Source organism: Peptoniphilus asaccharolyticus DSM 20463 (assembly GCF_900176115.1).
Taxonomy (GTDB): Bacteria; Bacillota; Clostridia; order Tissierellales; family Peptoniphilaceae; genus Peptoniphilus; species Peptoniphilus asaccharolyticus.
On sequence record NZ_FWWR01000009.1, the window covers coordinates 1,046,318 to 1,060,131 of the forward strand.

The following is a 13,814-nucleotide window of genomic DNA, read 5'->3' on the forward strand; positions in this document are numbered from 1 at the left end:
CTCTATCGCCTTTGGTAACCATTTTTATGAAATTTTTTAGGTTGATTTTATTGCTTCATTGATACCTTGTAAAAAAGCTATAACAGTTGCTCCAACCATCGGTATTCCGTATGGACTTAACAAGAAACCTAATATCAATGCTTCTATTCCGATGGTAACTTCTTTTTGCAGAAAAGAGGCAATTGCTCCAAATATGCAAAACATCATCAGCAAATATAGTAGGGCTGTTCCAATACCAAGTAGAAATGTCAGAAATGCTGTGAGGATACTTAATGCCAAGCTAATTGGAAACAAAATTATTTTTATTATCCATCTCATCATTTAGTAGTCCTCACTTTCTAAAGCATTCTTTGTATCTCCACACACCATATCAATGCAAACATTCACATCAATATAATTTTTTAAGACTTTTTTTCGTCCTCCCTCTCCGTCTTCTACAAATACATAATGCTTGTAAAACTGCTTAAAATGCAGTATTTTCACGATTTCACTCTTTGTATCAACGCTATGCACTCTACATGGGAAGTTTTAGGGAATTGGTCAAGTGCTTTCATGGCTATTATCTCATATCCTCTTTCAACAAATCTTTTTAAATCTCTTGCGTGTGTTACAGGGTTACAAGATATATATAAAAATTTCTTCGGAGAAAAATCTATAATATCGTCTATTGCCTTTGGATTTATTCCCTCTCTTGGCGGATCAAGAACTATCACATCCGGAATGTATTCAAGACCTTTAACTGCATTCATAACGTCATCTGCAATAAATTTGATATTTTCCAATCCGTTTAACTTTACATTTTCTATTGCCGCCTCAACTGCCTCTTCGACTATTTCTATTCCCAAAGCTTCTTTTGCTCCCTGCCCCATTATTTGAGTTATGGTTCCAGTTCCACAGTACAAATCAAGAAGAATTTGGTCGTCTATATTTCCAAGCATTTCTTTTGCCATGCTGTATAGTACTTCTGCTGATTTTGTGTTCGTTTGGAAGAAGGAGTATAGGCTCACTTTGAATTTAAGTCCTAAAACTTCTTCGTTTAAATAATCTCTTCCATAATATACTTCCACCACTTCCGGTACTATTGCATCTGATAAAGCATCGTTTTTTGTATGAATTATACCTACGATATTTCCATCTAATTCTAATTTCAGTAGCTCTTCAAAATATGGCACATAGTCAAATTCTTCACTAGTTGTAACCAAGTTTACCAATATCTCTCCAAGACTTGATTTTCTTATAAGAAGATGTCTTAAGTTTCCTGTGTGTCTCATCTTGTGATACGGCTTCAATAATCCATCAAAATAATCTCTTGTAAAAGCTCTTATTGTATTGAAGTCTCTGCTGACTATGTTGCAGTCTGTGGTATTTACAACTTCATAAAATCTATTCTTCATATGAAGTCCTAGCGCAAGTGGGCCATCTTTGTATTCATCGGAAAATGTGTATTCCATTTTATTTCTATACTCTCTGTACACTGGTGATGGAACCATCTCTATATCAAAATCAAACCCTTCATCTCTATATAATTTATTTAGTAGTTCTCTTTTGTATTCAATTTCATTTTCATAGGAAAATCTTTGGTATGTACATCCTCCGCACACTTCAAGATGCTCACAATTATGTTCTGTTTCAAGTGGTGATGGCTCTATTACATTTATAAGTTTTCCTTTTCTATGACCAGCTTTAGTAATTTCTACAACTTGTCCTTTAATTCCGCCCTTTATTTTAAGTTCAAAGTCTTCTCCGCAAACCACTGACTTGTTTGGGAACTTTGATTCTGTTATCTTTCCTGTAAGTATTTTTTTCATATTCACTCCTCATTTGAATTATACCATAGAAGATTGTTTCTTAGGTTTATGATAGAATGATTATAACTTATATTATTTTTAACGGAGGACTTTATGAAAAAATATATGTTTCTATTTATCATAGTTTTGAGTTTCGGGTTGATATATTGGTTTGGAATAAGAACTGTTGGCAAGGGAACTCTCCCTGTGATAACTTACCACGGAATAAGCGACCAAGACCCCGACCATAGCGAATATATAATTTCAAACGAAAAATTTGAAGAGACTATAAAGGCTTTAAAAGATGCTGATTTCACTTTCCTAACTCTATACGATTTAGATAAACTTATCAGCGGAGAAATGGAGCTTCCTAAAAATCCTGTTTTTATAACTTTTGACGATGGCTATAGGAATAACTATGAAAATGCATATCCTATTTTAAAAAAATATGGTGCTAAGGCATCTTTATTTATGGTTGGCTCTCAACTTGAAAGACCTAATTTCTTAACTCGCTCTCAAATAATTGAGATGGCTGAGTCTGGAGTGTTTGCATTTGGTAGCCACACTTATAGTTTGGATGGTACATTTTTAGATGGTGCGAATAAGGGCAAAACTTTCTTGTCTTCAAAGCTCGAAGGAGAAACTGACGAAGAATTCTACACCAAAATAAAAAATGATTTAGTTTGGAATAATGATGTTGTCTACAATATGTCTTCAACTTTCCCAAATGCAATAGCTTATCCAGGAGCAATGGTCAATGATATTGCAAAGCAAGCTGTTATGGATGCAGGACTAAAATATGGCTTTATTGGCGCAAACAAAACTGCAACAAAACTAAAAGACCTTGACCCTAACAATCCTGAAAGTTTACTTGAAATACACAGATTCCACATCAACCCATCTACGAGTGTGAAAAATTTAGTTAGATTTTTACAATCAAACAACTAACCCCTCATCAAATGTAGAGGAGAATAAAAATTGAATTTTATTATATTTCTTTTTATCTTATCTTTAATTTATATTCTATATGATAATGGGTTTGCGTCGTTTTCTTGTAAATCAGCTCTAATGTTTTATGAAAAATTTGGAAACTCAAATAATAACCATTATGCAAGTTTTAAGTATTGTAGTGGTTATACAAGAAATGTTTTTAAATTCGAACAGAGTAGGATTTATACTTTCAATTTAGAAACTGAACTTTCAAAAGGTGAGTTATATGTTGAAGTTATGGATTGCAGCAAAAATATTTTATTTACATTGAAGGAATCTTCTCCCACTAAAGATTATCCAGTGGAATCCCACACAAAATATTTTTTTAAAGTTCATTTTAAAAAAGCTTCAGGAAAGTACACTCTCTCTTGGAGTTAATTAAAAACTCCCCGGCTAACACCGAGGAGTTCCTTTAATTCTTAACTTTTTCTAACATATCTTCTGTTGGATCTATTACGTTAAGCTTGGTAACCTTTTTTATTTCGCTTGTCCATTTTGAAAAATGAGTACAGCCTATCAATAAGCTGTCTATTTTGTACTCCGCCTGTATTCCCTCTAAGTAGTTCACAAATCCTCTTATGTTTAGCACATCCAAAGCATCTTCAGAACCTTCTTCTACTTTTCTAACAAATGGCATATTCCCCATACAAATCGAAGAGTTTATATTATTATTTTCAGCCACAAGCTTGTCGAGAGAATACGCTGAGAATCCATTCGCTGCTATAATCGCCAAGTTATGCACTCTATCCAAATTTTTATAGGTTTCAAGTGGAGTTATGATTTCAATTCCAACTCGCTCTCCTATCTCTTTATAATCAACCGAAAGACTTAGAGAGTTGCAGTAGACAAATATCTTTTCCGCTCCCAAACTCTTAGCTTCTCTTGTATTTTTCTCAAACAATTCATTTAATTCTTGCTTTGAAAAATATTGCATCTTAGTCTGTTCTTCTGGAGTATTTGAGAAAGGATATTCCATAGTATCAATATCAAACTTTCTAAGTAAAGCTACACCTTGTTTTGTATCTCCTATTGTTCCTGCAAAAACAGCTACTCTCATAACACTCCTCCTATATTATTTAGGCTCCCATTTTTGAAAATCCCATGGATTTCTCTTTATAAATCCATCTGCAAATGGTATGAACATGGACACTATTACAAAGAATGCAAGTGCAAATTGGTACCATAGTAGTGGCATTATTTCAAATGGAGATACTTGTCCTTCTGTGAACTTAACCGCCATCAAAACTTGTGCCCCGTAAGGTATCAACCCTTGCATAATTGCTCCAAATGTATCCATCAATGCAGCAGATCTTCTTGGATCTACCTCATATTCTTCAACTATGTTTCTAACTATCGGACCATCTATTATCATAGCGACCGTGTTGTTAGCTGTTGCCATGTCTGTAAGAGATGTTATAAGTCCGATTCCGATTTCAGCTGAACGTCTGCTCTTTATAAATCTCTTAATTGTATTTAAAAGCCAATCCAATCCTCCGCCGTATCCTACAAGACCAGCTAAACCTCCAGTCAACATTGATAGGATAAATATTTCAAACATCCCAACGAATCCATCATAGATTAAATTAGAATATTCCAAAAATCCAAAGGCGCCTGTAGCTATTCCTATAGCACCAGATAGCATAGTCCCCAAAACTAAAACTACAAACACATTCACTCCCACAACAGAAGCCACCAACACAAATATATAAGGTAACACTTTTATAAAATCAAATTCATAAACTTCTTTTATTGGAGCCACTTCCGGTCTTCCAAATATGATTAATAAAATTATAGTTACAATCATAGCCGGCACTGCCATTGCAATATTAGCTCTGAACTTATCTTTCATCTCTACACCCTGCGTTCTAGTTGCGGCTATAGTCGTGTCTGAAATTACAGATAAATTATCTCCAAACATCGCTCCACCTATCAGTGTCGCTATTATAAGTGGCATTGATATAGTAGTTTTTTCAGCAAATCCAACCGCTATAGGTCCAAGTGCAACTATAGTTCCAACTGATGTACCTGTTGAGATTGAAATAAAGCAAGCTATTACAAATAGCCCTACTGTAATTAACCCTGGTGGAATAATTGAAAGCCCTAAATTTACTGTTGCATCAACCCCGCCCATTTGCTTTGAAACAGTTGAGAACGCACCAGCTAATATATAGATGATACACATTATGATTATGTTTTCGTCTCCACAACCTTTAATGAATACATCGAACTTTTCAGTTACATTTCCCTTTATCATAAAAAAAGCTGCTATTATACCAATAATTACAGCAATCGGAGCTTTGAATTGATAAAATCCCATTGATTCTCCGCTAAAAACTAAACTTGAGCCTATCGCAAGGTATGATACTATAAACAATATAAATGGCACTAAGGCGATAAAACTCGGTTTCCTCTCTTGCATACTTCCTCCTAATAAGTTTTTTGATTTGATTTTACATTGATTGTTATACACTAAAACTTGCATTAAAATTTATTGCGCAGTTGTTTTAACAATAGTATAGTTTTATATAAGCTTTAACTATACTAACAGAATACTTGTATTTTAAAAAGTGTTTCAATATAAATAGCAATTTAAACCGTATACAATATTATACTACAAATTGCCTATATTAATATTCTTTAAAATTTTTTGAGGTGATTTTTTGGAAGATTTAAGACTTACTATAAATAAAATGATTAAAAACTTTGATGAAGAGGATTTAAACTTGGTCTATTCACTTGTTAAAAGACTTGATGAATCTTATGAATATGAAACAGAAGTGCCCGTGGCACCAAAAATCGAACAGAAACCTGATTTTAAAAATCCTGCTCCTGTCTCTGAAAAAAATATGAAATATTCTACAAATGATATTCCTCATAAAGAGTTAGATTTTTCATCTAATGAACTCTTAGATGATTATGGAATATCTGAAAATGAAGAATTGTTAGAACGTCTTATGATGTGGAAAAGAGATTAACTAATCTCTCAATTTATACTTCAATCTAACACAGGTTAACTTAGTATATAAATAAGTTGTATTTTAGAGAGGATGATTAGTTTGAAAAAGAATACTTATTCTTTCAAATCAGTAATTTTATTTCTGTGCACAATATTTATTCTTTATCTTTTTATTGATGGGGTACACTTTTATCCAATAAAAAATATTGAAGAAAATAACTCAAAACTTATTTATCAAAATAATTTTAATTCATACGAAAGTAAATTAACTAATCAATCTGGGAACACAATTATTTATGTTTTTAATAAAGACAATAAAGTGCTATTTTTAGCCTACTTAAAAAGTAATATCTTTAATAGTTATAAATTAAACTCTCAATTTATAACTACAGATAATCCCTCAATTGATACTGTTGTTGAGGAACAATTTTTTCATAAATTAGTTCATATATCTCACGAAGAAATTTCAATTGTAAATGCTGGTCCATCTAATACTTTAGAAGTATTATTTTATATTCTTTTATTTAAGTTATTACTTTTCATAATAAAGAAATTTCTATTTTAATCTAAGTTATATAACTCATATCTCTCTATTATAGAGATTATTTTTTCTGCATATCTTGGGTCAGTTGCATATCCAGAACTCTGCAGTGCATTACAGGCTTCTTGATAGCTTCTGGCCTTTTTTACACTTTTATATCTTTTCGCACCTGTTATAAGGCGTGCGTAGTCTTCAAAGCTCTCGCTCTTTGTCTTGTAACTTCTAAATGACGCACTAAGTGTCTTTGCCTGTCCCTCAATATACTCCGTTGTATTATAGTCTACATAATTTTTACTACTTCCTCTTTTAATTCCAAAATAGTTGTTATTTACATTTGAAAGTTCACTATTTCCAAAGTTAGATTCAAGCGCTGATTGAGCAAGCACCACCGATGGAAACAATCCAAAATTATTAGCGGTTTGCACAGCAAGGTAAGTCGTATTGTCTAAATACTCTCTTTTTCTGTCTACAACTTCTCTTTCGTTTTCTTTTGAAATTACCATAAACATTATAAGTATAAATAAAAACCCGCTAAAAAAGAAAAATCCCAAACTTCTCTTCTTACGTCTTTTTGCCATACTCCCTCCTCATTTGTGATGAAGCTATTTTAAGTTCATCTCTATATTTTTGAACTGTCCTTCTCTTTATATTTATCTCTTCTCTTTCAAGAATAGAAACTATCTTATTATCAGATAAGGGCTTTGATTTGTCTTCTTGAGATATTATTTCTTTGATTCTCTTCTTTATATAGTCTCTTGATACCTCGTTGCCAGCTGTAGAGCCAACAAACAAATCATTTAGTGCTACAACGCCCTTGTTGTACTCCAAACACTTTCCACTAACCGCCCTTGATACTGTTGAAATAGAGATTCCAATTTCCTCTGCAACGTCTTTTTGCCTTAGAGGTCTAAGCGGCGAATTATATATAAAATAATCTTTTTGGTATTCCACTATAAATTTCACAATTTCGTTTAAAGTAGTGTTTCTTTTCCCAACTGCTTTTTTAATCAAGAGAGTTCTGTTGAGTTTACTATTCAAATATTCCCTAGTCTGTTCATCTATATCCTTTGAGAGCATACTCAAATAGGCTTGATTTAGATAAATATTATTTACCAAATCCATTTGTAAGTGGATTTCTCTATTCTCTATTTCCAAGAATACATCCGCAAATACATACTCCACCTTTTTACTTGCTTGATATGATTGCCCCGGCTTTGGATTTAATTTTCTTATTCTATTGACTAACTGTTTCACTTCTTCAGTTGAAACCCCAAGCTCTTCAGCCATCATAGAAAGTTTATTTTTAGCAATCTCCTCTAGATAATTTTCTATTATCTTCTTTAGCAATGTGTCTTCTTCTCTCGTCTGACTTAAAAGACACTCTACTAAGTTTCTTGCTCCTACACCTTTTGGTTCAAATTTCAACAAAGTGCTATGTGCTGTCTTGACCTTTTCTATATTTTGAGCTAACTTTTTAGAAACCTCTTCCAAACTCATAGTCAAATATCCAGACTCATTTAGGTTTAAAATTAAATAGTGAATTATTTTTTCTATATCTCTTTCTAATTCAAGCTCTCTTAACTGTTCAGTCAAATGCTCTGTAAGGTCTTTTGACTTCACTAAATCCTCTACAAAATTATTTGAGCTTTTAATTCCTCCGCTTGCTTTTAGATGACTTAGATATCTTTCATCTTCAAGCCTTGATTTGAAATCCAACATTACATTCTCTTGGCTCTCTTCTTTTAAAAATTCCTCCAGTTCATACGAATTCATAGAAAGCACTTCAAGCGATTGGATCAGTCCTGTAAAAATATTTAGTTTTTGTTGTAACTTCAAATCTAAATTTAACATCTTATCACCAATCAAATTATATCATAGCCATATTTCTAAACTTCTAAGATATTCTTATCTTTTGTTTAAGTTTAGCTATTTGACTTTTTCCAATATTTACATTAAAATTATCACATTATATAAATTGTGCACACATAGCTCAGTAGGATAGAGCGACGCTCTCCTAAAGCGTAGGTCGGAGGTTCGACTCCTCTTGTGTGCACCAAGCAAAGGTGTTGAACTAATTAGTTCGCACCTTTTTTGTTTATATTTGTTAATTTATACCATCTCTGCTCCAATTTGTTGAAATAGATTTTTCCTACTAGTATGATCCAATTATTGATAAATATTTCACTTGAGGTTTAAATGTAATTTTAAACAAACTAAAAACTATTGAAGTGTTTAGCATACATTTCACCCCACAGTTTTAATTTACAATCTATCATAAAAATTATAGGGCGTTACCGCCCTATTTTATATTCTTATTAAATTTATTTTTTGTATAACATCTCTCTGTGCTCTATCCCATCTTCCAAATAGATTTCAGATACTGTTTCAAACCCAGCTGAACTATAGTAGTTTAGCAAATATGCTTGTGCTGATATTCTTATTTCAGTTTCTCCGAACAGATTTCCTGTTTCTTCTATTGCTCTTTTTAGTATCTCCTGCGCTAAACCTGTGCCTCTATATTCTTTTTTGACTACAACTCTGCCTATGGACGGTTCTTCATAAGACACTCCCTTTGGTAGTAATCTTGCATTCGCTATAACTTCATCCCCATCTTTCGCAAATAGATGGTAAGATACTAAATCTTTCCCGTCTACATCTTGGTAGGCACACTCTTGTTCAAGCACAAAAACCTCTGAACGAAGTCTAAGAATTTCATACACTTCCCTTCCTGTCAAATCATCAAATTTTTTTAATTCCCACTGCATACATTCACCTAGTCTCTATAAACTATTTTCCCGTCACAAATTGTATATTTAATTTTTCCAAACAACTTCTCCCCTACATAAGGCGAGTTACTTGATTTTGAATTGAATTTATCCACTGTAAATTCTTCTTCTGTATCCACGATTACCAAATCTGCAACTGCTCCTACCTCTACTGAACCTCTTTCCAACTTATATAGGTCAGATGGATTTATGGTCATCTTTCTAATAAGTTCCATCAAACTCAACTTTCCAGTCTTAACCAAGTTCGTAAAGCCCAATCCAAAAGCTGTTTCAAGACCTATTATCCCACTTGGCGCCTTAGTAAACTCTACAGATTTTTCAGCTTCTGTATGAGGTGCGTGGTCTGTTGCGATTATATCTATCGTTCCATCCCTTAGACCTTCGATTATCGCATCTCTATCCGCTTCAGTTCTAAGAGGCGGATTCATCTTTGCAAGAGTTCCTTTTTCTCTAACCAAATCTTCTGTGCTTGTAAAATGGTGCGGAGTTGCCTCTGCAAATATATTCGCTCCTCTTGATTTAAAATATCTAACTAATTCAACTGCTCCTGCAGATGAGATGTGTTGTATGTTTACTTTACAACCTGTTTCAAGCGCAAACACACCCTCTCTTGCCACCATTACATCCTCTGAATAATAAGGTGCTCCAAAAAGTCCCATCTCATCTGAAACTTTTCCATGGTTTATACCATTTTCAATATTTAATTTTGGATCTTCTTCATGGAATGATATTGGCACATCTAACTCTTTTGCCATTCTCATAGCTTCAAGTATCATGGCGTTATTTGTGTTTGGAATTCCATCGTCTGTAAAGCCAACTGCTCCATTTTCTATCATAGCTTTCATATCTACAAGGTCATTGCCATTAAAGTTTTTAGTTAGCGCCGATATAGTAAGCACATTTATATCTTCCGCCTTTGCCCTCGCATTAAAATCAGCTACAGTCTCCACGTTGTCCATAATAGGTTTTGTGTTTGCCATACATACCACTGTAGTATATCCTCCTGCAGCAGCGGCTTTCACTCCTGTGTGCAAATCTTCTTTATGCGTAAAGCCAGGGTCTCTGAAATGAACGTGGATATCTATGAGTCCCGGAGCTAAAACTAAATCAGTTCCGTCTATGTCTGCATTACCCTCTAAGCTACCTATTTTTTTTATTTTATTATCTTCTATCAATACATCTGTAATTTCATCCCTACAGTTTTTAGGGTCAATAAGCCTTATATTTTTAATTAACATTTTATTTTTCACCTCTATACAATAAAACTATTCTAATAAATTATTTTCTTTTTTTATTTTGACACAACTGCATCAAATTTGTAAGCTATACCACAATATAATTAATGGCATAAAAAAACTCCCATTAAAGGGAGTTTAATTTTACATATAAATAGTTCCACCAATACCGATTGGCAAGTTAAACATAAAGAATACTGCCATTAGTAATGTCCAGAATACTAAGAATGCTATTGAGTATGGAAGCATCATTGAAATTAGAGTTCCAAGACCAGACTCTTTATCGTATTTTTGCATAAATACCACTATCATTGCAAAGTAGCTCATAAGTGGTGAGATTATGTTTGTTGAAGAGTCCCCGATTCTGTAAGCAACTTGTGTAAGCGCTGGAGAGAATCCCATTTCAAGTAACATTGGTACAAAGATTGGAGCCATGATAGCCCATTTTGCTGATGCTGAACCCATAAACAAGTTTATGAATGCTGATAATAATATGAATAAAATTATTAGTGGCAATCCTGATAAGCCTGCTGATTTTAAGAATTCCGCACCGTTATAAGAAATGATAACTCCTAAGTTTGTCTTTCCAAAGTATGCGATAAATTGAGCTGCGAAGAAAGCAAGCACTAAGTAACCGCCCATTGATTTCATAGCTGATGTCATAGCAGCAACTAAGTCGTTAGAATTTTTTATCTTTCCTACTGTTCTACCATATACAAGACCTGGTATTAAGAATAAAAGCATCATCGCTGGAATTAATCCATCATGTAAGAATGCGTTTAAATCTACTAAACCTGTCTTTTCATTAAGCTCTTGGAAAAGCGCTCCCTTAGGGAACATCAATATAACCATTATAACTACATATCCAGCAAGTGCTATCAATGCATTTCTAATGCCTTTTACTTCAAGATCGGTAACATCATCAGCTGCTTCAGCTTCACTTATAGAACCAGTGTATTTTCCTAAGTTAGGTTCAACTATCTTATCAGTTACAACTGTACCAACAATTGTAAGGAAGATAGCAGACGCAGCTAAGAAATACATATTTGATGTTACAGGTATTGACGTGTCAATTTGAGCTGCCTTTAAAGCTTCGTTAGTTATGTTTGTCAAAAGTGGGTCAGTTGTACCTAAGATTAAGTTTGCTGAGAAACCACCACTTATTCCGGCAAATGCTGCTGCAAGTCCAGCTAGTGGGTGACGTCCTGCAAGACCAAAAATTAATGCTCCGATTGGAACTACAACTACATATCCTGCATCTGATGCAACGTTTGACATAATACCTGCAAATACTACTATAGGTGTAAGTATTTTAGGGTTTGCATTTAAAAGGGCTTTTTTAAGTCCAGTATTAAATAAACCTGTCCATTCACATACACCAACTCCTAGCATTGCAACAAGTACTGTTCCAAGTGGAGCAAATCCTGTAAAGTTTTTAGTTGCTGAGTTAAAAATATATCTAACACCTTCTGCATTTAAAAGCGATACTGCGCTCTTGGTAACTTCTTCGCCTGCTTTAGCATCGAAATAAGTTATCGGTGTTCCGTACTTCGCAACAAAATGAGAAGCAATTATTACAACCACTGATAAAATAACAAATATCATTGCTGGGTGTGGTAGCCTATTGCCTATTACTTCAACACCTTTGAGAAATCCTTTTACTTCTTGTTTGTTGTTTGTAGATTTCATGTTCTACCTCCTCTTTATATTTAATAATAAAATTATATATTATATCCTATCATATTCATAGCTTTTATATTAAATTTGTTGTAAAATTCTATTTTTTATAGTGCTTAAATAATCGATTATTTAAGTTTTTTATAATCTGTTATTAGTTGTTTTTATAGTTTTATAATTATACAATTTTTATTTTGCTCACTTTATTTCTATACTTTACCGTATGAGAGCAAAATTTCCTCCATAATATTCCAATAGCTAAATTTTCTGCTATAATGAAAGTGGAGGTGTTATATGACAGATTATAGTGCATTTGAAGTCATGGGGCCTATTATGGTCGGTCCATCAAGTTCACACACTGCTGGAGCATGTAAAATTGCAAACGTTGCAACGAGCATTGTGAGTAACAATTATAACCAAGTTGAATTTCAACTTCATGGGTCTTTTGCCCACACTTTTAAAGGACATGGAACTGATCGAGCTTTAGTTGGTGGAATACTTGGTTTTGAACCAGATGATGATAGAATAAAAACTTCTTTTGAATTGGCTAAGCAAGCTGGTTTAAATTATATCTTTACTACTACTAACCTTGGAGATAATTATCATCCCAATTCCGTTAAGATAGTTTTCTCATACCCAAATGGTGAAGAAGAATATGTTATCGGCTCGTCAATTGGTGGTGGAGCTATGAAGATTGTAAACATAAATGGTATTGCCATTGAATTTAGAGGTGAGTATTCAACTATCTTACTTGAATATCCCGAACAACGTGGCGTAATATCCTATGTATCTTCTCTATTAACAGGAAGTGAATACAATATTGAGTCCCTTAATACAAAGAAGAATAAATTGACCAATATTGTAACCTTGACCGTGGAGATAGATAAGCCACTCACTGAGAGTTTAAAATCTGCAATACTTGGTGTTGAAAGATTTACAACGGCTAAATATGTGGAGGTATAGATGCTAAATACAGCTCGTGAAATAATAGATGTGTGCAATGAGAGAGGAATTAAAATATACGACTTAGTATTAGAAGAAGAAATTAAAAACTCTCACACCACAGAGGAAGAAATAAGAAAAAAACTTGATGCGGTCATTGATGTTATGCATGCCTCTGCAACGAAAAATTTGACTCAATCTGATGTTACTGAATACAAAATGATTGATGGATTTGCAAAGAGAACTTATGAATATGCAAATTCAGGCAAATCCATAGTTGGAGATTTTCTTGCCAAAGCTATGGCAATGGCTTTTTCAACTAGTGAAGTGAATGCTTCTATGGGTAAAATAGTCGCAGCCCCTACTGCCGGTTCATCCGGAATCATGCCGGCAATGTTAGTAGCTGCCACTGAAAAATATAATTTTGACAGAACGACTATCCAAAATGGTTTCTTGACTTCAATAGGAATTGGTCAAGTCATCACAAAGTACGCTACCTTTGCCGGAGCGGAGGGTGGTTGTCAAGCTGAATGTGGTTCCGCTTCTGCAATGGCAGCAGCTGCGCTTGTAGAAATGTTAGGTGGAACTGTTGAACAAGCTCTTCACGCAGCAAGCATCACAATTATAAATGTGCTTGGACTTGTATGCGATCCAATAGCCGGATTAGTTCAATACCCTTGTACTTTCAGAAATGCATCCGGAGTTATAAATGCATTTATATCTGCAGACTTGGCTCTTGCAGGTGTTGAAAGTCTAGTGCCATTTGATGAAGTGGTAATAGCAATGGGTGAAGTTGGAAATTCCATGATTGAAGCCTTAAGAGAGACAGGACTTGGCGGGCTTGCTGGAAGCAAAACCGGACAAAAAATAAGAAGAGATTTCTTAAAAGAGGGAGATTAA

General features: G+C 33.8%; 16 protein-coding genes and 1 tRNA gene. 7 read left to right on the forward strand and 10 right to left on the reverse strand.

What is annotated here, in order from left to right:
- Positions 1-36: 36 nt before the first annotated feature.
- From B8869_RS06020 to rlmD, 3 genes are read right to left on the reverse strand one after another with little or no spacing between them, the layout of a single operon-like run.
- Entirely contained in the window at positions 37-321 is a 285-nt protein-coding gene (locus B8869_RS06020; RefSeq protein ID WP_004830069.1) for a CD1845 family protein, read from the reverse strand.
- A complete protein-coding gene (locus B8869_RS11480; protein ID WP_001843395.1) occupies positions 322-483 on the reverse strand; it encodes a hypothetical protein in 162 nt (53 codons plus the stop codon). It abuts the gene before it with no gap.
- Positions 480-1,808, reverse strand: a complete 1,329-nt coding sequence (gene rlmD / locus B8869_RS06025; protein ID WP_084230750.1) for a 23S rRNA (uracil(1939)-C(5))-methyltransferase RlmD — start codon at positions 1,806-1,808, stop codon at positions 480-482. The genes B8869_RS11480 and rlmD overlap by 4 nt, the downstream gene beginning before the upstream one ends.
- A gap of 93 nt (positions 1,809-1,901) precedes the next feature.
- Here rlmD and B8869_RS06030 point away from each other — a divergent pair, with 93 nt between their 5' ends.
- Both B8869_RS06030 and B8869_RS06035 read left to right on the forward strand, forming a co-directional pair.
- Positions 1,902-2,735, forward strand: coding sequence for a polysaccharide deacetylase family protein (locus tag B8869_RS06030; RefSeq protein WP_084230751.1), 834 nt, complete (start codon positions 1,902-1,904; stop codon positions 2,733-2,735).
- 30 nt (positions 2,736-2,765) lie between these two features.
- Positions 2,766-3,155 (forward strand): hypothetical protein, encoded by a 390-nt coding sequence (locus B8869_RS06035; RefSeq protein ID WP_084230752.1) that lies wholly within the window; start codon positions 2,766-2,768, stop codon positions 3,153-3,155.
- A 34-nt stretch (positions 3,156-3,189) separates the two neighbouring features.
- Here the strand turns inward: B8869_RS06035 and B8869_RS06040 are convergent, their stop codons facing one another.
- Positions 3,190-3,834 (reverse strand): aspartate/glutamate racemase family protein, encoded by a 645-nt coding sequence (locus tag B8869_RS06040; RefSeq protein WP_084230753.1) that lies wholly within the window; start codon positions 3,832-3,834, stop codon positions 3,190-3,192.
- A gap of 15 nt (positions 3,835-3,849) precedes the next feature.
- Positions 3,850-5,196: a Na+/H+ antiporter NhaC family protein gene (locus B8869_RS06045; protein ID WP_084230754.1), complete on the reverse strand. Its 1,347-nt coding sequence runs from the start codon at positions 5,194-5,196 to the stop codon at positions 3,850-3,852.
- A 241-nt stretch (positions 5,197-5,437) separates the two neighbouring features.
- On the opposite strand from B8869_RS06045, the gene B8869_RS06050 reads away from it, so the two are divergent.
- Both B8869_RS06050 and B8869_RS06055 read left to right on the forward strand, forming a co-directional pair.
- Positions 5,438-5,752 (forward strand): hypothetical protein, encoded by a 315-nt coding sequence (locus tag B8869_RS06050; protein WP_084230755.1) that lies wholly within the window; start codon positions 5,438-5,440, stop codon positions 5,750-5,752.
- 81 nt (positions 5,753-5,833) lie between these two features.
- Positions 5,834-6,298 (forward strand): hypothetical protein, encoded by a 465-nt coding sequence (locus tag B8869_RS06055; protein WP_084230756.1) that lies wholly within the window; start codon positions 5,834-5,836, stop codon positions 6,296-6,298.
- Here B8869_RS06055 and B8869_RS06060 read toward each other — a convergent pair.
- Both B8869_RS06060 and rpoN read right to left on the reverse strand, forming a co-directional pair.
- The gene (locus tag B8869_RS06060) at positions 6,295-6,852 is read right to left on the reverse strand and encodes a glycoside hydrolase family 73 protein (RefSeq protein ID WP_234989767.1); all 558 of its coding nucleotides are present in this window, start codon (positions 6,850-6,852) and stop codon (positions 6,295-6,297) included. The two genes, B8869_RS06055 and B8869_RS06060, sit on opposite strands and share 4 nt — an antisense overlap.
- Positions 6,836-8,125: an RNA polymerase factor sigma-54 gene (rpoN, locus tag B8869_RS06065; RefSeq protein ID WP_084230757.1), complete on the reverse strand. Its 1,290-nt coding sequence runs from the start codon at positions 8,123-8,125 to the stop codon at positions 6,836-6,838. The genes B8869_RS06060 and rpoN overlap by 17 nt, the downstream gene beginning before the upstream one ends.
- A 128-nt stretch (positions 8,126-8,253) precedes the next feature.
- Here rpoN and B8869_RS06070 point away from each other — a divergent pair.
- A tRNA-Arg gene (locus tag B8869_RS06070) sits at positions 8,254-8,330 on the forward strand.
- A gap of 265 nt (positions 8,331-8,595) precedes the next feature.
- Here B8869_RS06070 and B8869_RS06075 read toward each other — a convergent pair.
- The 3 genes from B8869_RS06075 to B8869_RS06085 all read right to left on the reverse strand — a co-directional run bounded on the left by B8869_RS06075 (position 8,596) and on the right by B8869_RS06085 (position 11,984).
- Positions 8,596-9,039 (reverse strand): GNAT family N-acetyltransferase, encoded by a 444-nt coding sequence (locus B8869_RS06075; RefSeq protein WP_084230758.1) that lies wholly within the window; start codon positions 9,037-9,039, stop codon positions 8,596-8,598.
- Between the two features lie 8 nt (positions 9,040-9,047).
- Positions 9,048-10,298 (reverse strand): dihydroorotase, encoded by a 1,251-nt coding sequence (locus tag B8869_RS06080; RefSeq protein ID WP_084230759.1) that lies wholly within the window; start codon positions 10,296-10,298, stop codon positions 9,048-9,050.
- A 141-nt stretch (positions 10,299-10,439) separates the two neighbouring features.
- Positions 10,440-11,984, reverse strand: coding sequence for an AbgT family transporter (locus tag B8869_RS06085; protein WP_084230760.1), 1,545 nt, complete (start codon positions 11,982-11,984; stop codon positions 10,440-10,442).
- A gap of 282 nt (positions 11,985-12,266) precedes the next feature.
- Here B8869_RS06085 and sdaAB point away from each other — a divergent pair, with 282 nt between their 5' ends.
- A complete protein-coding gene (gene sdaAB, locus B8869_RS06090; RefSeq protein WP_084230761.1) occupies positions 12,267-12,935 on the forward strand; it encodes an L-serine ammonia-lyase, iron-sulfur-dependent subunit beta in 669 nt (222 codons plus the stop codon).
- Positions 12,936-13,814 (forward strand): L-serine ammonia-lyase, iron-sulfur-dependent, subunit alpha, encoded by an 879-nt coding sequence (sdaAA, locus tag B8869_RS06095; protein ID WP_084230762.1) that lies wholly within the window; start codon positions 12,936-12,938, stop codon positions 13,812-13,814. It abuts the gene before it with no gap.